Source organism: Spirillospora sp. NPDC052242 (assembly GCF_040679555.1).
In the GTDB taxonomy this organism is placed as follows: Bacteria; Actinomycetota; Actinomycetes; order Streptosporangiales; family Streptosporangiaceae; genus Spirillospora.
Genome location: NZ_JBFAUZ010000013.1, coordinates 152510 through 171138, shown reverse-complemented (window position 1 = coordinate 171138; position 18629 = coordinate 152510). Strand labels below are relative to the sequence as shown.

At 74.0% G+C, this 18629-nt stretch carries 17 protein-coding genes; 12 read left to right on the top strand and 5 right to left on the bottom strand.

The window, feature by feature from the left end; all coding sequences use genetic code 11:
- Window positions 1-96: 96 nt before the first annotated feature.
- The 4 genes from AB0L25_RS13685 to acs form a co-directional block, all read right to left on the bottom strand.
- Complete coding sequence (locus tag AB0L25_RS13685) at window positions 97-1020, bottom strand: alpha/beta fold hydrolase (RefSeq protein WP_500171741.1); 924 nt, start codon at window positions 1018-1020, stop codon at window positions 97-99.
- Between the two features lie 28 nt (window positions 1021-1048).
- A complete protein-coding gene (locus tag AB0L25_RS13680) occupies window positions 1049-1480 on the bottom strand; it encodes a phage holin family protein (protein ID WP_500171740.1) in 432 nt (143 codons plus the stop codon).
- Window positions 1481-1602: 122 nt separating this feature from the next.
- Window positions 1603-2877, bottom strand: a complete 1275-nt coding sequence (gene nhaA, locus AB0L25_RS13675; RefSeq protein ID WP_500171738.1) for a Na+/H+ antiporter NhaA — start codon at window positions 2875-2877, stop codon at window positions 1603-1605.
- A gap of 290 nt (window positions 2878-3167) precedes the next feature.
- The gene (gene acs, locus AB0L25_RS13670; RefSeq protein ID WP_500171737.1) at window positions 3168-5135 is read right to left on the bottom strand and encodes an acetate--CoA ligase; all 1968 of its coding nucleotides are present in this window, start codon (window positions 5133-5135) and stop codon (window positions 3168-3170) included.
- 276 nt (window positions 5136-5411) lie between these two features.
- On the opposite strand from acs, the gene AB0L25_RS13665 reads away from it, so the two are divergent.
- From AB0L25_RS13665 to vph, 12 genes are all read left to right on the top strand, one after another.
- The gene (locus tag AB0L25_RS13665; protein WP_500171735.1) at window positions 5412-6203 is read left to right on the top strand and encodes a Fic family protein; all 792 of its coding nucleotides are present in this window, start codon (window positions 5412-5414) and stop codon (window positions 6201-6203) included.
- 56 nt (window positions 6204-6259) lie between these two features.
- Window positions 6260-6874, top strand: a complete 615-nt coding sequence (locus AB0L25_RS13660) for a pentapeptide repeat-containing protein (RefSeq protein WP_500171733.1) — start codon at window positions 6260-6262, stop codon at window positions 6872-6874.
- Window positions 6875-7763: 889 nt separating this feature from the next.
- Window positions 7764-8840, top strand: a complete 1077-nt coding sequence (ssd, locus tag AB0L25_RS13655) for a septum site-determining protein Ssd (RefSeq protein ID WP_500171731.1) — start codon at window positions 7764-7766, stop codon at window positions 8838-8840.
- 145 nt (window positions 8841-8985) lie between these two features.
- Window positions 8986-10137 (top strand): TadA family conjugal transfer-associated ATPase, encoded by a 1152-nt coding sequence (locus AB0L25_RS13650; protein ID WP_500171729.1) that lies wholly within the window; start codon window positions 8986-8988, stop codon window positions 10135-10137.
- Complete coding sequence (locus AB0L25_RS13645) at window positions 10134-10820, top strand: type II secretion system F family protein (protein WP_500171728.1); 687 nt, start codon at window positions 10134-10136, stop codon at window positions 10818-10820. The genes AB0L25_RS13650 and AB0L25_RS13645 overlap by 4 nt, the downstream gene beginning before the upstream one ends.
- Window positions 10821-11552, top strand: a complete 732-nt coding sequence (locus AB0L25_RS13640) for a type II secretion system F family protein (RefSeq protein WP_500171726.1) — start codon at window positions 10821-10823, stop codon at window positions 11550-11552. It abuts the gene before it with no gap.
- Between the two features lie 78 nt (window positions 11553-11630).
- The gene (locus AB0L25_RS13635; RefSeq protein ID WP_500171724.1) at window positions 11631-11807 is read left to right on the top strand and encodes a DUF4244 domain-containing protein; all 177 of its coding nucleotides are present in this window, start codon (window positions 11631-11633) and stop codon (window positions 11805-11807) included.
- Window positions 11808-11818: 11 nt separating this feature from the next.
- Window positions 11819-12175 carry a TadE family type IV pilus minor pilin gene (locus AB0L25_RS13630; RefSeq protein WP_500171723.1) on the top strand — a complete coding sequence of 119 codons (357 nt, stop codon included), beginning with the start codon at window positions 11819-11821 and terminating at the stop codon, window positions 12173-12175.
- Window positions 12176-12551: 376 nt separating this feature from the next.
- A complete protein-coding gene (locus AB0L25_RS13625; RefSeq protein ID WP_500171721.1) occupies window positions 12552-13076 on the top strand; it encodes an Rv3654c family TadE-like protein in 525 nt (174 codons plus the stop codon).
- Between the two features lie 154 nt (window positions 13077-13230).
- Window positions 13231-14574: a hypothetical protein gene (locus AB0L25_RS13620; protein ID WP_500171719.1), complete on the top strand. Its 1344-nt coding sequence runs from the start codon at window positions 13231-13233 to the stop codon at window positions 14572-14574.
- A 78-nt stretch (window positions 14575-14652) separates the two neighbouring features.
- Window positions 14653-15021 carry an ATP synthase subunit B family protein gene (locus AB0L25_RS13615; protein WP_500171718.1) on the top strand — a complete coding sequence of 123 codons (369 nt, stop codon included), beginning with the start codon at window positions 14653-14655 and terminating at the stop codon, window positions 15019-15021.
- A 443-nt stretch (window positions 15022-15464) separates the two neighbouring features.
- Window positions 15465-16349, top strand: a complete 885-nt coding sequence (gene vph, locus AB0L25_RS13610; protein WP_500171754.1) for a viomycin phosphotransferase — start codon at window positions 15465-15467, stop codon at window positions 16347-16349.
- Here the strand turns inward: vph and AB0L25_RS13605 are convergent.
- A complete protein-coding gene (locus tag AB0L25_RS13605; protein ID WP_500171716.1) occupies window positions 16333-18618 on the bottom strand; it encodes a DEAD/DEAH box helicase in 2286 nt (761 codons plus the stop codon). The two genes, vph and AB0L25_RS13605, sit on opposite strands and share 17 nt — an antisense overlap.
- Window positions 18619-18629 lie beyond the last annotated feature (11 nt).

The window sequence follows — 18629 nt, the reverse complement described above, 5'->3', positions numbered from 1 at the left end:
CCCCGCCCAGCCCCCCCCCCCCTACACCCCCCCGGCCGGCCCCCGGCGGGGCGCGCGCCCCCCCCCCGCCGCGCCGCCGCGGCGCCCGGGGGCCGTTCAGCGGTCGGGCTCCGGGTCGGCCAGCCAGCCGAGGAGGTGCGCGTCGAACTCCTCCGGCCGCTCCTGGTGGGGGAAATGCCCCGCCCCCTCGATGAGCCGCCACCGGTACGGGGCGGCCACGTACTGCCCGGACCCCTGCGCGCTCTCCGGGAGGATGCACTTGTCCAGGGCGCCGTGCAGCTGGAGCGTCGGGGCCTGTACCGGGGCGCGCATGCGGTGCGCGTAGCGGATGCCGTCGGGACGGGCCTGCGACCGCAGGAACCACCGGTGGTACTCCAGCGCGCTGTGCGCCACCCCCGGGATCTGCACGGCCCGCCGGACGAGCCGTTCCGTCTCGGCGTCCGGCCAGTTCGGCCCCGACCACTCGTGCAGCAGCCGGCCGACGAGCGCGGCGTCGTCGCGCACGAGGCGGCGTTCCGGCAGGACGGGGAGCTGGAAACCGAGCGTGTGCCGCGCCGCCCACCCCTGCTCGCGCGGGCTCTCCCGGACCGACCGCCGCAACCGCAGCGGGTGCGGGGCGCCGACGACCGCGAGCCGCTGCACGATCTTCGGGTGGTAGACGGCCATCGTCCAGGCGAGCAGCCCGCCCCAGTCGTGCCCCACCACGATCGCGTTCGCCTCGCCGAGCGCCCGGACCAGCCCGGCGGCGTCCCCGGCCAGCGTCACCAGGTCGTACCCGCGCGGCGGCTTGTCGCTGCCGCCGTAGCCGCGCAGGTCGATCGCGGCCGCGCGGTAGCCCGCCGCCGGCAGCGACACGAGCTGGTCGCGCCACGACCACCAGAACTCGGGGAAGCCGTGCAGCAGGAGGACCAGCGGCCCCTCCCCGGCCTCGGCGACGTGGAACCGCGTCCCGCCCGCGCTGATCGCGCGGTGGGTCCACGGACCGTCGACCTCGATCAACGACGCGTCGTGCCCGGGCATGGCCCGCCCCCCTGCCTGCCTGCCCCGCTCAGTCCGTCAGCGCGGGGGTGTCGGAGCCGCCGCGGTGCCGCAGCGCTCCAGGAGTGTCCTTCAACGTCCGGCGCGTCCGCTTCGCTCCCTCGATCTTGCCGATGAGGCGCTTGGCGATGAGGCCCAGCACGACGGCGAGCAGACCGTACAGGCCCGCGACGATCAGGAACGCCAGCCACGGCCAGATGCCCAGCTCGATCAGCCCGAACGCCAGCGAGATCGAGAGCAGGATCACGATGATCCCGCCCATCACCGCGGCGATGACGAGCATCACACCGCTGATCGCGCCCTTCTTCGCGTCCGACTTGAGCTCCATCTTGGCCAGCTCCATCTCCGCCCTGACCAGGTCGGACACGTTGCTGGACGCCAGCGCGACGAGTTCGCCGAGGGACTTGTCCTCGACGCGCTCGCCCGGCGTTGCCTCGGACATATCGCTCTCTCCTTCCAGCGCCCCCGACTGCCACGGCGTCCCAGCCTGACAGCCGGACGGCGCGTCCGGCCACCCGGTGGCACCGTGTCATCCGGGTCGGCCGGCCCGGTCGGGGCGCCCGGTCAGTCGGAGAGCAGCGCGCGGGCGCGCGTCCTCCTCCGGAAGACGACGGTGGCGGCCGCCGAGGCGAGCACGCTCGCGATCAGGACCGCAGTCGTCACTCTCTCCAATTGTGACGGGTCGGTATAGGCCAAACCGCCGATCAGCAGTGAAACGGTGAAACCCACCCCGGCGAGCATCGCGACGCCCGCGATCTCCCGCCAGTGCAGATCCGCCCCCAGCGTGGCCAGCCCGAACCGCACGGCCAGCCAGGCCCCGCCGAAGACACCGACGAACTTACCGATCACCAGACCGGCGATCACGCCCAGGGCGATCCGATCGGTGAACACGTCCCCGAGCGCGGACACGCTCAGCGTCACGCCCGCCGACAGGAACGCGAACACCGGCACCGCGAACCCCGCCGAGAACGGGCGCAGGAAGTGGTCGGCGCGCTCCGCGTTCGTCGGACGTCCGTCCGGGGCCTCCCGCGGGCTGGTGAGCATCCCGAGCGCCACCCCGGCGACCGTCGCGTGCACGCCGCTCCGCTGGACGCAGTACCAGGCGAGGACGGCCAGCGGCACGTACAGCCACGGCGACCGGACGCCCCGGGCCTGCAGCGTCCCGAACACCGCGATCAGCGCGACGCCGAGACCGAGCCAGCCCCACTCCAGCGAGCTCGTGTAGAACAGCGCGATGATCGTGATGGCGATGAGGTCGTCCACGACGGCGAGGGTCAGCAGGAACGCGCGCAGCGGCGCCGGGCACGCCGAGAACGTCACCGCGAGCACGGCGAGCGCGAACGCGATGTCGGTCGCCGTCGGGATCGCCCAGCCCCGCGAGGCGCCGTCCGCACCGGCGCTGACCAGCAGGAAGATGAGCGCGGGGAGCACGACCCCGGCGGTCGCGGCGAGCACCGGGAGCGCCGCGTCGCGCGGGTTGCGCAGCTCGCCGTGCGTGAGCTCCTCGCGGAGTTCCAGGCCGGCGAGGTAGAAGAAGACCGCCAGCAGCCCGCCGGACGCCCAGTGCGCCACGTCCATGTGCCCGATGTGCAGCCAATGCGGGCTGATCTCGAACTTCTGGAGGTCGTAGTAGGCGTCCGACCAGGGCGTGTTGGCCCAGACGAGCGCGAGCACGGCCGCGACGAGCATGATGATGCCGCCGACCGTCTCCAGGCGCAGCGCCTTGGCGACCTGCTGGCTGTAGCGGACGGTGGGGCGGAACGGCCAGACGGCGGCGACGGGACGGCGCGGACGGGTGACGCGCTTGGAGCGCGAGGGGCGCGTGGACGGGCGCGGCAAAACAACCCCCGGGGCGGTGGACGGCATGGCGAAGAGCCGCCCCGCGGAACATCACGGGCCGGACCCTGCCGACCAGACTTCCCGGCGCACCTCCCTGCACCTTACCCGCAAGATCTCCGCCGAATCATCGTCATTTCGTGCGAAATCGCCCACAGTTGACCTTCGGGTCGACCGGGGACGGAACCGTCCTCGCCGTGCCGAACCGGTGGAAGGGCGGACGAACGCCGGACGGACGAACGTGGCGCGGGTGCCCGCGCCGCGTCCGTCCGTCCTTCGGGTTCGGCCGGGGGTCAGTCCTCGGACTTGGCGCTCGGCAGCTTCTCCGAGATCAGGTCCATGACCGTGCTGTCGGCGAGCGTCGACACGTCACCGATGCTGCGGTTCTCCGCGACGTCCCGCAGCAGCCGCCGCATGATCTTCCCGGACCGCGTCTTCGGCAGCTCCGGAACGATCATGATCTGGCGCGGCTTCGCGATCGGCCCGAGCGTCTTCGCCACGTGGTCGCGGAGCTCCTTCAGGAACTCCTCGCCCTCGACCTCGCCGCCCGCGCTGCCCCGCGGGATCACGAACGACACGATCGCCTGCCCGGTCACCGGGTCGGTCGCGCCGACGACCGCCGCCTCCGCGACCTTCGGGTGCGACACCAGCGCCGACTCCACCTCGGTCGTCGAGATGTTGTGCCCCGACACCAGCATCACGTCGTCGACCCGGCCGAGCAGCCAGATGTCGCCGTCCTCGTCCTTCTTGGCGCCGTCGCCCGCGAAGTACAGGCCCTCGAACCGCGACCAGTACGTCTTCACGTACCGTTCGTCGTCGCCCCAGATCGTGCGGAGCATCGACGGCCACGGCTCCTTCACCACCAGGAAGCCCCCGCCGCCGTTCGGCACCGGCTCGCCCCGGTCGTCCACGACGTCCGCGGCGATCCCCGGCAGCGGCCGCATCGCCGCGCCCGGCTTGCCCTCGGTCACCCCCGGCAGCGGGCTGATCATGATGCTGCCGGTCTCCGTCTGCCACCAGGTGTCCACGACCGGCGCCCGGCCGGCGCCGATGTGCTCCCGGTACCAGACGTACGCCTCCGGGTTGATCGGCTCGCCCACGCTGCCGATCACCCGCAGCGACGACAGGTCGTGCGCCGCCGGGATGTCGTCGCCCCACTTCATGAACGTCCGGATCGCCGTCGGCGCCGTGTAGAAGATCGACACCTTGTACTTGGCGATGAGCTCCCACCAGCGGCCCTGGTGCGGCGTGTCGGGCGTCCCCTCGTACATCACGCTCGTCGCGCCGTTCGCCAGCGGCCCGTACACGATGTAGGAGTGCCCGGTCACCCAGCCGATGTCGGCCGAGCACCAGTACACGTCCGTCTCCGGCTTCAGGTCGAACACCGCGTGATGCGTGTACGCCGTCTGCGTCAGGTACCCGCCCGTCGTGTGCAGGATCCCCTTCGGCTTACCCGTCGTCCCCGACGTGTACAGGATGTACAGCGGGTGCTCGGCGTCCACCGGCTCCGGCGCGTGCTCGTCGCTCTGCCGCTCCACGACGTCGTGCCACCACACGTCCCGCTCGTGGGCCGCGACCTCCTCGCCCGTCCGCCGGACGACCAGGACGTGCTCGATCGACGGCGTCTCGGCGACGGCCTCGTCCACCGTCGCCTTCAGCGCGGACGGCTTGCCGCGCCGGTACCCGCCGTCCGAGGTGATGACGACCTTCGCCTGCGCGTCGTCGATGCGGGTGCGCAGCGCGTCCGCCGAGAACCCGCCGAACACGACCGAGTGCGTCGCGCCGATCCGCGCGCACGCCAGCATCGAGATCGGCAGCTCGGGGATCATCGGCAGGTAGATCGCGACCCGGTCGCCCTTGCGGACGCCGAGTTCCAGCAGCGCGTTCGCGGCCTTGCTCACCTCGCGCCGCAGGTCGGCGTAGGTGAGGGTGCGGGTGTCGCCCGGCTCGCCCTCCCAGTGGTAGGCGACCTTGTCGCCGTTCCCGGCCTCCACGTGCCGGTCGACGCAGTTGTACGCGACGTTCAGCTCGCCGCCCACGAACCACTTCGCGAACGGCGGGTCGCTCCAGTCGAGGACCTCGTCCCACGGCTTGGACCACGACAGCCGCTCCGCCTGCCGGGCCCAGAAGCCCAGGCGGTCGGCGGCCGCCTCCTCGTAGGCGTCGGCCTTGACGTTCGCCGACTCGGCGAGATCGGCCGGGGGGGCGAAGCGCCGCGTCTCCTGCAACAGGTTCGACAGTGTCTCTTGGCTCTGGCTCAACGCAGTACTCCTCGCTTGCTGAGACGGGTCGCCCGGTATGCCCACTCCACCAGGAAGGTCCCGCTCTCACAAGCCGTGTTCCCGTGTGTCGAGGGCGCGGGCCTCCGGACGCGCCCGCCCCCGTTGCTCGCAGTGACGATCGACACACCCCACCTTCCCAGGTGGAGCGCCCCGGAACCGTACGCGCCTGGCGGGTTCCGGGCCTGTTCCGGGGCCGTCTCCGGGCCGCCTCGGGGCGCCGTCCGGGCGGCGGCGGCCACCGCATAGGGTCGGGCCGTGACCGATGCCCTCGCACAAGTAGCGAACCTCCCCGGCGTGACCGACGCCGTGAACGACGCGCGCAAGGCCGTCGACCGGCTGCTCGGTCACCGGATCCTGCGGCGCCGCAGTGCCGACGTCTCCACCGAGTCCGCGCTGCGCGGCGCGCGCGCGACGGCCGTCCTCGAGGGCGCCGCCGTCGACCTCGAAGTGCTGCGCACGACCGACGACCCCGGCGACCCGATCGTCCACGGCGCGCTGCGCGTGTCCGCCGAACTGGGCTCGCTCGCCGAGACGTGGCGGCACGCGCCCCGGCAGGTCCTCGCACGCCTGCACGTCCTGGCCGCCGCCGACGCCGTGGACGCCGCCGACCTCGGCCGCCCGCGCCCCGACGGCCGTCCGGTCACCGACGTCCTCGGGCTCGGCGACCCGCCGTCCGCCGCCGAGGTCGCCGCCCGCCTCGACGCGCTCAGCGGGCTGCTCACCGGGACGACGAAGGCACCGGCCCTCGTCGTCGCGGCGATCGTCCACGGGGAGCTGCTCACGCTGCGGCCGTTCGGCTGGGGCGACGGCATCGTCGCCCGCGCCGCCCAGCGGCTCACGCTCGTCGCGCGCGGCCTCGACCCCAAGTCGCTCGCCGCGCCCGAGGTCGGCCACCTGGAGCTCGGCGCCGACTACCCCGACGCCCTGCGCGCCTACGCGTCCGGCACCCCGGACGGCATGACCGCCTGGATCCGGCACTGCTCGGCCGCCGTGGCCGCCGCCGCCCGCGACTCCCAGGCGATCTGCGAAGCCCTGATGCGCGGCTGACGTCCCTCGTAGGCGTGGGTGCGGGACGTGTCGGAGGGGTGTGTGAGCCTGGCGGCATGGCCGAACGCAAGGACGGACGTCCCGCCCCGCCCACGGAGAGCACGATCAGAAGTGCCGACTGGGACTCGCGTGACCTGACGGGCGAGGAACACGAACGCGTCCTGTTCCTGGACGTCGACATGACCGAGGCCCACGGCACGGGCGCGAGTTTCGTCGACTGCACATTCCGGGGCGTCCGCTTCAATGTCTCCGCTCACACGGACACCGCGTTCATCAACTGCACGTTCGTTCGTTGCGGTTTCTTCGACTCGACGTTCGAAGGCTGCAAACTTCTCGGCAGCATGTTCGACGGCTGTACGTACGACCTCATGAAGGTGCAGGGCGGCGACTGGTCGTTCACCGGCCTGCCGGGCGCCGACCTGCGTCGCGCGTCCTTCACGGACGTGCGCCTGCGGGAGGCCGATCTCACGGGCGCGCGCTGCGCGGGGGCGACCCTGCGCGGAGTCGATCTGTCCGGCGCGTGGCTCCGGGCCGCGGACCTGTCCCGGTGTGATCTCCGCGGCAGCGACATTTCGACCATCGATCCCTTGACGGTCGAGTTGCGGGGCGCGCGGATCGATCCGCATCAGGCGATCGTGATCGCCGAATCGCTCGGCCTCGACGTCCGCTGAGGGTTCCGGAACGCTCGCCCGCACCGTTCCCGGACGCGACGAGCGGCGCCTCGCCGAGAGACGCCGCCGCCTGGCACGTCACACCGGGTTACCAAGCGTGCACCTCATATCCGTCGGATCGGGTCAAGCCCGTCTCGACGCGCCTCCCGCGGCTGGTCGCGCGTGGGTGCCCGGCTGCCGTGCCCGGACAGATGTCCGTACTCCTGGTGTACGCCCTGTTTGCCCAGTTGGCAAGGGCTATTCGGAAAAAGGGTGACTAGTCGCCACAACGGTGACGGTCCGCCCGCCGCCGTCCCCTCTCCCTCGGCACCCGCCATTCCGGACTAACCACAACTATCACCCAGAACCGAAAACGATCACGGACGGTAATGATTGCTTTTTGGTTGCGGTGCCCGAAGGATCTTTGCCGTTCCGGTACGCTCCCACTTCCGCCCTGTGGTGCGCAGCGCGTGCGGCGGGGCGGGGCCGCGCGGTCGCGGCCGGCCGCCTGGATGGCGCGATCTTCTGGTCAGACGAGAAAAAACGTCATCCATCGGGCGAGTTTGCGACTCGACGGAACTCTCGACGGTCGGGCAGCATATGTTGTATCCGCCTAGACTGGTGATGCAGCGACTTTGCCCGCCCTATAGGACGGGCTTACGTCCGGTTTAGCCTGATCTCCCCTGAGTCTTTCTCGGGAAAGCGGACCGGCTCTACCCCCCCGGAGCCGGATCCGTTCGGCGACCCCCGCTCTCCCCCCCCCGGCGGGGGTCGCCCAATCTCACGCGGGCGGGCGTGCGGCACCCCCTCGGCCGCCGCCCGCCCGCGAAGTTATCCACAGGCCGCCGATTCCGTGCCGTTCCCTCGGGCGCCGCCGCAAGGTGGAGACCTCCGACCCGAAGGAGCCTCCATGAACCTCGCGGCACTGATCGTCACGGGCGATCCCGGCACCGCCGACGCCCTCCTGCGGCTCGCCGCCGCGGCCGACGCCCACGCGGAGGTCGCCCACGACGTCGGCGAGGCGCGCCCCGCCTGGTCGTGGCCCGCGCTCGTCCTCGTCGGCGCCGACGCGGCCGGGGACGTCGCGGCCAGCGGCCTGCCCCGCAGAGCGGGCGTCGTCCTCGTCACCTCCGCCGCCACCGCCGACGCCTACCGGATGGCCGTCCAGGCCGGCGCCCAGGACGTCGCCGTCCTCCCCGACCACGAGGACTGGCTGATCGGCGCGTTCGCCACCGCCGCCGAACCCGACGCGAACCGCGCCGCCGTCGTCTGCGTCGTCGGCGCCCGCGGCGGCGCGGGCGCCAGCGTCCTCGCCGCCACCCTCGCGGTCACCGCCGCCGGCATCGGCCTGCGCACCCTCCTCGCCGACGCCGACCCCCTCGGCGGCGGCGTCGACCTCCTCCTCGGCCTCGAGGAGCACGAGGGCGTCCGCTGGCCCGACCTCGCCGAGCGGCGCGGCCGGCTCGGCACCGCCGCCCTCCGCGACACCCTCCCCGGCGACGGCGACCTGTCCGTCCTCTCCTGGCGCCGCGGCGAACCCGTCCCGCTCACCGGCGAGGCGGTGACGTCCCTCCTGGAGGCGGCGGTCCGCGGCTTCGACCTCGTCGTGGCCGACGTCCCCCGCTACCCCGGCGACTTCGGCCGGGCCGCCCTGCGCACCGCCGACGTCACCTACCTGCTCGTCCCGGCCGAGGTCCGCGCCACGGTCGCCGCCGACGGCCTCGCCGCCGCGCTCCGCCGCGAGACCGCCGACCTCCGCCTCGTCGTCCAGGGCCCGTCCCCCGGCGGCCTCAGCGCCGACGCCGTCGCCAAGGCCCTCGACCTCCCGTCCGCCGGCGCCTTCGAACGCGACCGCCGCCTCCCGCCCGCCATCGACGAGGGCGAACTCGCCGCCGTGACCCGCCGCGGCCCCCTCACCGACTTCTGCCGCGCCCTCCTGGACGACCTTGCCCTCCAGCCCTACGCCTACCGCGAGGAGGCGGCATGACGCGCACGCGAACGGGCGCGGCCGCACGGCGGGGAACCGTCATGCCTGCGCTCGGAACCGGCACGACGCGAACCGACACGGACGCACGGCCGCGGGCAGGCGCGACTCACGGCACGCACACAGGTGACACCCCCTGGGAGGCGGCATGACCCGGCTGTCGGACGCGGTGCGCGGGCGGCTGGCGGACACGGGCGCCGAGCCGACGGCCGGGCGGGTCGCCGCCGCCCTCCGGGCCGAGGAGCGCCTCCTCGGCGACCGGGAGGTCCTCGCCCTCACCGACGAGCTGCGCGCGGAGTTCGTCGGCGCCGGCCCCCTCGAACCGCTCCTGCGCTCGCCCGACGTCACGGACGTCCTCGTCAACGGGCCCGACGAGGTCTGGGCCGACGCGGGCGGCGGGCTCGTCCGCACCGACGTCCGGTTCCCCGGCGAGCCCGCGCTGCGCCGCCTCGCGCAGCGGCTCACCGCGGCGGCCGGCCGCCGCCTCGACGACGCCGCGCCCTACGCCGACGCCCGGCTGCCCGGCGGCGTCCGCCTGCACGCCGTCCTGCCGCCCATCGCGCCCGGCGGCACGTGCCTGTCGCTGCGGCTCCCCCGCCGCCGCGCGTTCACCCTCGACGAGCTCGTCGCCACCGCGACCGTCCCGCCCGAGGGCGCCGCCCTGCTGGCCGCCGTGGTGGCCGCCCGCGCGGCGTTCCTCGTCACGGGCGGCACCGGCACCGGCAAGACGACGCTGCTGAGCACGCTGCTCGGCTCCGCCGCCCCGTCCGAACGGCTCGTCCTCGTCGAAGACTCCGCCGAGCTGCGCCCCGACCACCCGCACGTCGTCCGGCTGGAGGCCCGCCCGCCCAACATGGAGGGCGCGGGCGGCGTCACGCTGAACGACCTGGTCCGCCAGGCCCTCCGCATGCGCCCCGACCGCCTCGTCGTGGGCGAGGTGCGAGGCCCGGAGGTCGTGTACCTGCTCCAGGCGCTGAACACCGGCCACGAGGGCGGCTGCGGCACCCTGCACGCCAACACCCCCGCCGACGTCCCCGCGCGCCTCGAGGCGCTCGCGTGCGCCGCCGGGCTCACCCGCGAGGCCGTCCACAGCCAGCTCGCCGCCGCCCTCGACGTCGTCGTCCACCTCGCCCGGGCCCCCTCGGGAGCCCGCCGGGTCGCGGAGGTGAGCCTCCTCCAGCGCGCGCCCGACGGGCTCGTCGCCGTCCACCCCGCCGTCTCGTTCACCCCCGCCGGCGAGACGGTGCACCATCCCGGCGCGGCGGCCCTGGCGGCCCGGCTCCACCCGCACTGGACATGACCGCCGCACTGGCCGCCCTGTGCGTCTCCGCCGTGGTCTGGACGCTCGCGGCCCCGCCCCGGGCGTCCGGGCGCGTCCGGAACGTCCTCGATCCCCGCGAACCCCGGCCCGCCCTCACCGCCCACCTGCGAACCCTCCGTGAACGCCGCACCCGCACCCGCCGGTGGCGCACCTCGGTCATCGAGCTCTGCGACGGGATGGCCGCCGAACTGGCCGCCGGCAGAGCCCCCGAGGACGCCTTCGCCTCGTCCGCCGCCGTCCTCGACCCGCCCATCGCGAAGGAGCTGCTCGAATGCCGCGACCTGGCGAACCTCGCCGACACCCCCGGCGCCGAGGGGCTGCGCCTCCTCGACGCGTGCTGGCGCGTCGGCGCCGAACGCGGCGGCACGCTGGCGACCGTCCTGGACGGCCTGGCCGCGGCCCTCCGCGACGAGGAGGCCCAGCGCCAGGACGTCTCCGTCCAGCTCGCGGGCCCCCGGGCCACCGCCCGCCTGCTCGCCGTGCTGCCCCTCCTCGGCATCGCCATGGCGGCGGCCCTCGGCGCGCGCCCCCTGTCCTTCCTCTGCGGCTCGCTCCCCGGCCTCGCCTGCCTGATCGCCGGTGTCGCCCTCAACGTCACCGGCCTCTACTGGACGGCGCGCCTGGCCAGGAACGCCGAGTCGCCCCGACCACCGGGACGCTGAGTGATCACAGCCCTGGCGGCCGTCCTCTGCGCGGCGACGGCCGTCCACATCCGCACCAGACGCACCTCCGGCCGAAGGCTCGCCAGATGCTTCCGCACCCCACGAAAGAACAACGCCCGCCCGAACGACGAACTGCTCCGCCGCATCGCGGCCGCCGCCACGGGCGTCCTCACCGTCCTCCTGTTCGGCCTCCCCCTAGGGCCCCTGCTGGCCGCACCCGCCGCCGCGGCCGTCTGGTACTGGTTCACCCGCCTGGGCGGCGCCGACCGGGCCCGCCGCCGGGCACGGCTCGTCGCCGACCTGCCCGTGGCCGTGGACCTGCTCGCGGCCTGCCTGCGCGGCGGCACCCCCTGGCAGGACGCGGTCGACGCCGTCGCGGGCGCGATCGGCGGCCCGCTGGGCGACGAGCTCGAACGGGTGTCGGTGCAGATCCGCCTCGGCGCCGACCCGGCCGCCGCCTGGCTCGCCCTCACCGCGGAGCCGACGCTGGCGCCCCTGGCCCGGGCCGCCGTCCGCGCGACCTCCCACGGCGCCGCACTGGCGCCGTCCCTCGCCCGGCTCGCCCGCGACCAGCGGCGGACGGCCCGCACCGCGGCCGCCGCACGCGCGCGGGCCGCGGGCGTCCGCGTCCTCGCCCCGCTGGGCCTGTGCTTCCTGCCCGCGTTCGTCCTGCTCGGCGTCGTCCCCGCCGTGGCCGGCATCGCCTCGACGATCCTCGTCCCCGCCCCGTGAGTTATCCACAGGCCACGTTTCCCCTGACGCCTTCACACCCCATGCCAGAACCTGAAAACGACCGACACGGGAGGACCCATGAACCTGAAGCAGCGCTGGAAGAACAAGGACGCGGGCATGTCCACCGCCGAGTACGCCGTAGGCACGATTGCCGCGGCGGCCTTCGCGGGCCTGCTCTTCAAGATCGTCACGAGTTCGGAGGTACAGGAATTGCTCTTAGCGATCGTGGAGCGGGCCCTCCAACTCGCCGACTGAGGGACCGGGGCATGGCCACGGCGGAGATCGCCGTGGCCCTCCCCGCCCTGGTCCTGGTCACCGCGATCGTGCTGTGGGGAATGGCGGCCGTCTCGACCCAGCTCACGTGCAACGACGCCGCCCGAACAGGCGCACGCGCCGCCGCCAGAGGCGAATCCCTGACCGCGGTACGGGAGCTGGTCGCCAAGGCCGTCCCCGAAGGATCGACGGTGACGGTCACCCGCGACGAGGCCACCGTCCACGTCGACGTATCGACCCCCGTCGAGCCCCCGGCGGCAGCCCGCCTCCCCGCCCTGATCGTCCACGCCCACGCCGCAGCCGCCACCGAACCCGGCGCCTCCACCACCGAGCCGGAACCCGCACCATGACCGGCCGGACAGCGGATTCGCGACCGAGACGGGCACGGCGACCGGGCCGGTGGCGTCGCCGCGATGATGTCGGGCGGCGGGGCCACGACCGGCTTAGGAAGGGGCGAGCCGAGTCGGCGCGGCCGTGCCCGAGCCGGGCGTCGCGGCCCACGGCCTACCGGGGCGGGGTGGCCGTGAACGGGTCGGGCGGTGGGCCGCGACCGGGCGGGGCGGTGGATGGGCTGGGCGGCGGGGGCGTGGCCCGGCCTGGGGGCGGATCTGTGGCTGGGCCAGCCTGCGGCTGGGAGTGGACAGAGGGCGTTGTGGTCGGGGCCGGACTCGGTGTCACAAAGCCCTTGGGAGAGAGAGCCCTTGGGAGAGAGCCCTTGGAGGACGCATGCGAAGCGTGGATGACGCGGACGGACGAGTGGGCGTGGGGCGGACATGTGGGGGTGCCGGTGGGGGCGGTCGCCGGTCGAGGGGGTGGTGGGGCGCGGGGGTGGCTGCACGGGTGGGGCGTGAGGGGGTGGTGTGGCGGGGCGGTGAGCGGGGGGCGGGGACGGTGTGGGTCGTCGCCTTCATGGCGGTCATCTGGGTGGGCGGGGTGGCCGCGCTGACGGTGGGCGGGGTGCGGGCGGCGCGGCATCGGGGGGACGCGGCGGCGGATCTCGCGGCGCTCGCCGGAGCGGCTCACGTGGCGAGCGGGCGCGAGGCCGCGTGCGGGCGAGCGCGGGAGATCGCGGCGGCCTCGGGGGCGCGGCTGGAGACGTGCACGGTGCAAGGGGACGTCGTGGAGGTGCGGGTGGTCGTGAGAGTGAAGGGACCTGGGGAGATCGGTGATCTGCGGATCGTTTCGCGGGCCAGGGCTGGTCCTGTGGGGGGATATGGGCGTAACCTGACGCGACGCAGTTCGTTGAACTGAACGTCAATAGGTCGCGACCGGAGCCACTGTCATCTCATTTGTCACCCATCTGTGACTTTCGTTACCGGTTGGTACGTTACGCTGCCGTAAGCCCCCGCTCAGCACTCGGCACAGTGAGCCCCGCGACCCGGACGCAGTCGAAGGGATTGACGCCGTGACCATCATTCGCAGGATCGGTGCGATCGCGCTCGCGACCCCTCTTGCGATGAGCATCCCGGTCATCGCCGCGCCGCCCGCCTCGGCCGAATCGGTCGTGGTGGCCCCCAAGGACGGCGCCGTCATCACCAGCGGAACCGAGATCACCGCCCAGGCGAACGCCGACCTCAAGCTGGCGAAGGTCGAGCTGCGGGTGAGCGGGCCCGGTCTCGGGGACAAGCTCCTGGACGAGCACTCCCTCGCGGCGGGTGAACTCTCCGGGACGTTCCCGATCGCGCAGAACGGGGCTTACAAGGTCTACCTCACCCACTGGACCGGAGAGCTCGCGTCCAGCGACTTCACCGTGAAGGTTCCCCCGGCGACGCCCTCGGGGGTGTCCGCGGGGGTGTCCGGTGACAAGCTCGTCGTGAAGTGGGGCATGGGCAAGGAAGCCGACCTGGAGGGCTACACGCTCAGCGGGTCGGGCGTGAAGCCCGCGGCCGGATCGGTGGGCACCTTCTGCAGCGGCGGCGCCTGCTCCGCGAGCCTGCCGTTGACCCAGGAGAGCGGCACCTTCGCGGTAGAGGTACGCGCCAAGCGCTCGGACGGCGCCGGCGGCTCGGTGTACTCGGAGCCCGCGAGCGCGAGCGACGTCGTCGCCGCGGCGAACGTCCCGTCCGGCGGCGGATCGACGTCGCTGCCCGCCGGCGGGTCGGTGCCGAGCGCCACGACGCCGCTGACGCCGTTCAACGAGCAGTCGCCGATCACGCTGCCGTCCGTCCAGCCCGACGGCGCGACCCCGGGCCTGGTCTATCCGGCGCCGGAGATCGCGGGCGACGCGCCGGTCGCGCAGAACGTCGCGGCCACCGACCGGTTGCAGTGGGGCAAGAGCATCGGGATCGCGCTGGTGCTGCTGGTCGTCGCGGCGCACCTGGGCACGTGGACCCGGAGCCTGCGCGTCGCGTCGGCCGCGACGAGCGCCCGCGGGACGGCGGCGCGGATCGCGCGGGGCGGCACCGGACGCAAGCGGGTCATCAAGGCGCGCGAGCACATCGCGCGCGCCGAGGCCATCGCGAAGACCGGCCCCGCGAAGCCGAAGACGTCCAAGCCCGACTCCGCCAAGGCCGCGCCGGCGAAGGCGTCCTCCACGAAGGCCGACTCCACGAAGGCCGACCCCGCGAAGGTTCCCGCTGCGAAGGCCCCGGTCGCGAAGGGGGCGCCGGGCCAGGCGCCGTCCGCGACGGCCACGATGCCGACCCGGCCCGGGGCCAGGCGTGCGCCCGCCCGCAAGGGCGGCGACGTGAAGGGACGGCGTCGCCCGACGGGCGTCGAGGTGAAGGTGGCGCGCTCGCGGCGCAAGTGATCGTCAGGGGTGGCGACCGAATTGTCCGCGGTCTAGGCTGCGGTGCCAGTCGGACTCCCGGAGAGGAGAACCTCCCGCATGATCTTCCTGGGGCTGGTCCTGGTGCTGGCCGCCGTGCTCGCGGCGGTGGCGGTGGTGCTGGACAACACGGGCGAGGCCGGGCTGACGGCGTTCGGTGACGCGGTGCCCGGAGTGACCGAGGAATGGCACGTGTTCATGGCCGGTGCCGTGGTCGCCGTGGTGTTCATGGCCGGCGTGATGGTGGCGGCGTTCGGGTTCAAGCGCGCGATCGAGATGCGCAGGGAACTGCGGGACCTCCGGGACGAGCACGAGGAGTCCCTGCAGACCCTCGAGATGGAGCGGCGGAAGCTGCAGCAGGCGCTGGCCCAGGCCCGCCGCGGCATGGGCGACGAGCCGTCCATCCCAGCCCAGCGCGTAGCCCCGTAGCTCCGTAGCCCGGTAGACCCCGAGGGCCGTACGACCCCGCACCCGGGACGTCCTCGCCTGCCACGCCCCGGCGTCCGCGGCCATCGGCACGCGCGGGTGTCGCGCCTTCTTCCTTCCCCGCCCCGGCGCCCCTGCCGCACGTACCGGTGAGCGCGCTGCGTGCCCGCGCCGCTCCCACGACGCGGCGGCGCGTCCGGTGGAGCCCGCGCTTGCCTGGCGCCCGAAGCCCGGCCGACGGCGCGGTGGCGTGGTTGGTGGCCGCTGCCTGGCCCGACGGCGTGGTGGGGTTAGCGGTGGCCGACGCTCGGCCTGACCGCGTCGGCTGGACGGGCGGTGGGGTGGTTGGTGGCTGCTGCTCGGCCTGGCCGTGTGGTGGGGTGGCTGGTGGCCGGGGGACCGAGCTGCTTGTGGTGGTGCTCGGTGACGTCTGTGTGTCGTTGAGAATGGGCGCTGTCGTGGATATTCGGATTACGCATCGTGCCTTGTTGAGCCGTCTGCTGCCTGAGGACGATCCTGCGGTTGTTGCTGTGCGCCGAGGGCAGTTCCACCACGTCGTCATCGGCTCGGATCGTGTGGTGTGCCTGGCTCGTACTCGGGCGGCGGCGGCGCGGCTGCCTGGGCGGGCGGCTGTGCTCCGCACCCTTGGCGGGCTCGACCTGGGGTTTCGCACACCTGAGCCGCTGCTCGAAGGTGGTGCCGGAGGGGTGCCGTTCCTGGTTCTCGACCGCATCCCCGGGGAGCCGCTGGACGGTGCCGTGCTGCGCGATCCCCTGATGGCCGAGGCGGTGGCGGGGCAGTACGCCGCGCTGCTGGCCGGGCTTCGCCGTGCCGGTGCCGACGAGACGGTGCGTGCGGTGCTGCCCCGGGAGCCGGAGGACCGGTGGCGCCGGTTCGGGGACGGCGTCCGCGCGGAGTTGTTCCGGCGCATGTCCGACGACGGGCGCAGGCGGGCCGAACGGGAGCTCGCGGCGGTCGATGGGCTGCCGCACCTCGGGCGGGCGGTGGTGCACGGCGATCTCGGTGCCGAGAACGTCCTGTGGGAGTGGCGGGACGGTCTGCCGCGTCTGGCCGGAGTGCTCGACTGGGACGACGTCGCGCTCGGCGACCCCGCCGAGGACCTCGCGGCGCTCGCCGCCGGGCACGGGGACGAGCTCCTGGGGCGGGTGCTCGCGCTCGGCCCCGGGCAGGAGGAGGGCCTCGCCTCACGTGTCGCCGCGATCCGCGCGACCTTCGCTCTCCAGCAGGCCCTCGCCGCCGTCCGCGACGGGGACGAGGAGGAGCTGGCGGACGGGCTGAGCGGTTACCTCGGGGTCAGGGGGCTTTCTTGAGGAGGGCGTCCAGGAGGACGAGGGCGCCTTCCTTGTCGAGGGGGTCGTTGCCGTTGCCGCACTTCGGGGACTGGATGCAGGACGGGCAGCCGGTGGCGCACTCGCAGGAGTCGATCGCGTCGCGGGTGGCGCGGAGCCAGGACGCGGCGTCGGCGTAGCCGCGTTCGGCGAAGCCGGCGCCGCCCTCGTGGCCGTCGTAGACGAACACGGTGAGCAGGCCGGTGTCGGGGTGCAGGGCGGTGGAGACGCCGCCGATGTCCCAGCGGTCGCAGGTGGCGAACAGCGGCAGGAGGCCGATGGACGCGTGCTCGGCGGCGTGCGCGGAGCCCGGGAGGTCGAGGTCGAGGTTCGCCGTCTGCTCCTCGGAGAGCGTCCACCAGACGGCGCGGGTGCGGAGCGTGCGCGGGGGCAGGTCGAGGGGTTTCTCGCCGAGCATCTCGCCGGTCTGCACGCGGCGCATCTGGTACGCGACGACCTGCCGGGTGACGTCGACGGTGCCGAAGTTGAGGGTCGCCTCGCCCCACGCGGACGAACGGAGGCGTTCGACGATGCCGATGTCGGTGACGTCCCGGGCGGTGGTGGAGTAGTCGGGTTCCGCGGGTTCGACGAGGGCGACGGAGTCGTCGAGGTCGAGGGTCCGGACGATGAAGGACTCGCCCTGGTGCACGTAGACGGCGCCGTCGTGGACGGTCGTGTGCGCGGACGCCTCGTCGACGGTGCCGAGGAGGCGTCCCGTGGACGATTCGACGACCTGGACGGGCGCGCCGCCGGCGCCGCGGATGTCGGCGAGCTCGACGGCCTTGTCGCGGCGCGTCCAGTACCAGCCGGCGGGGCGGCGGCGGAGGAACCCGCGGCGCACGAGGTCGGGGAGGAGGTCGGCGGTGGCGGGGCCGAACAGTTCGGCGTCGGCCTCGGTGAGGGGGAGTTCGGCGGCCGCGGAGCAGAGGTGGGGTTCGAGGACGTAGGGGTTGTCGGGGTCGAGGACGGTCGCCTCGACGGGGGTGCCGAAGATCGCCTCGGGGTGGTGCACGAGGAACGTGTCGAGGGGGTCGTCGCGGGCGACGAGGATCGACAGGGACGCCTGGCCGGAGCGTCCCGCGCGTCCGGCCTGCTGCCACAGGGACGCGCGGGTGCCGGGCCAGCCGCACACGATGACGGCGTCGAGCCCGGAGACGTCCACGCCGAGTTCGAGGGCGTTGGTGCTGGCGAGGCCGACGAGGTCGCGGGAGCGGAGGGCGGCCTCGAGGGCGCGCCGCTCTTCGGGGAGGTACCCGGCGCGGTAGGCGGCGATCCGGTCGGGGAGGTCGGGGGACACGTCGGCGAGGGCGCGCTTGGCGCCGAGGGCGACGGATTCGGCGCCGCGGCGGGAGCGGACGAACGCGAGGGTCTGCACGTCCTCGACGACGAGGTCGGCGAGGAGGTCGCCGGTCTCGGCGGTGGCGGTGCGGCGGACGGGGGCGCCGCGCTCGCCGCGCAGGTCGGTGAGCGGCGGCTCCCAGAGCGCGAACGTCGCGGGGCCGCGGGGGGACGCGTCGTCCTGCACGGCGACGACGTCCAGTCCGGTGAGGCGGGACGCGGTGGTGGCGGGGTCGGAGGTGGTGGCGGACGCGAGGACGAACGTGGGGGACGCGTGGTAGCGGGCGCAGACGCGGCGGAGGCGGCGGAGGATCTGCGCGACGTGCGAGCCGAAGACGCCGCGGTAGCCGTGGGCCTCGTCGACGACGACGTAGCGGAGGCGGCGCAGGAACGACGACCAGCGGGAGTGGGACGGCAGGATCGACCGGTGCAGCATGTCGGGGTTCGTCAGCACGTAGTTGGCGTGCTGCCGGACCCAGGTGCGGTCCTCGCGGGGGGTGTCGCCGTCGTAGGTGGCGGCGCGGACGCGGGTGAGCCGCAGGGCGCGCAGGGAGCGGAGCTGGTCGGCGGCGAGCGCCTTGGTGGGCGAGAGGTAGAGGGTCGTGCCTTCGCGGTCCTCGTCGTAGACGGCGGCGACGGAGGGCAGCAGGTAGGCGAGGGATTTCCCGGACGCCGTGCCTGTGGCGATGATCACAGACCGTCCGGCGCGGGCGTGCTCGGCGGCGGCGGCCTGGTGCTCCCAGGGGGCGTCGATGCCCGCGGCGGCGAGGCGCTCCACGAGGAGCGGCGGCGCCCAGGACGGCCAGGGCGTGCGGCGGCCCTCACGTGCGGGAACGCGCTCGACGTGCGTGATGCGGTCCCGGCGCGTGGGGTCGGCCAGCAGCCGGTCCAGGGGAGATCTGTGCGCGCCCATCAGGTTTTCAG

What these genes read in the sequence shown, in the direction of transcription:
- AB0L25_RS13645 (WP_500171728.1), top strand. Translation starts at nt 10,134, where the DNA reads ATGACCGCCGCACTGGCCGCCCTGTGCGTCTCCGCCGTGGTCTGGACG.
- AB0L25_RS13680 (WP_500171740.1), bottom strand. Translation starts at nt 1,480, where the DNA reads ATGTCCGAGGCAACGCCGGGCGAGCGCGTCGAGGACAAGTCCCTCGGC.
- AB0L25_RS13615 (WP_500171718.1), top strand. Translation starts at nt 14,653, where the DNA reads ATGATCTTCCTGGGGCTGGTCCTGGTGCTGGCCGCCGTGCTCGCGGCG.
- AB0L25_RS13605 (WP_500171716.1), bottom strand. Translation starts at nt 18,618, where the DNA reads ATGGGCGCGCACAGATCTCCCCTGGACCGGCTGCTGGCCGACCCCACG.
- vph (WP_500171754.1), top strand. Translation starts at nt 15,465, where the DNA reads ATGGGCGCTGTCGTGGATATTCGGATTACGCATCGTGCCTTGTTGAGC.
- AB0L25_RS13635 (WP_500171724.1), top strand. Translation starts at nt 11,631, where the DNA reads ATGAACCTGAAGCAGCGCTGGAAGAACAAGGACGCGGGCATGTCCACC.
- AB0L25_RS13650 (WP_500171729.1), top strand. Translation starts at nt 8,986, where the DNA reads ATGACCCGGCTGTCGGACGCGGTGCGCGGGCGGCTGGCGGACACGGGC.
- ssd (WP_500171731.1), top strand. Translation starts at nt 7,764, where the DNA reads ATGAACCTCGCGGCACTGATCGTCACGGGCGATCCCGGCACCGCCGAC.
- AB0L25_RS13660 (WP_500171733.1), top strand. Translation starts at nt 6,260, where the DNA reads ATGGCCGAACGCAAGGACGGACGTCCCGCCCCGCCCACGGAGAGCACG.
- AB0L25_RS13630 (WP_500171723.1), top strand. Translation starts at nt 11,819, where the DNA reads ATGGCCACGGCGGAGATCGCCGTGGCCCTCCCCGCCCTGGTCCTGGTC.
- AB0L25_RS13625 (WP_500171721.1), top strand. Translation starts at nt 12,552, where the DNA reads ATGCGAAGCGTGGATGACGCGGACGGACGAGTGGGCGTGGGGCGGACA.
- AB0L25_RS13685 (WP_500171741.1), bottom strand. Translation starts at nt 1,020, where the DNA reads ATGCCCGGGCACGACGCGTCGTTGATCGAGGTCGACGGTCCGTGGACC.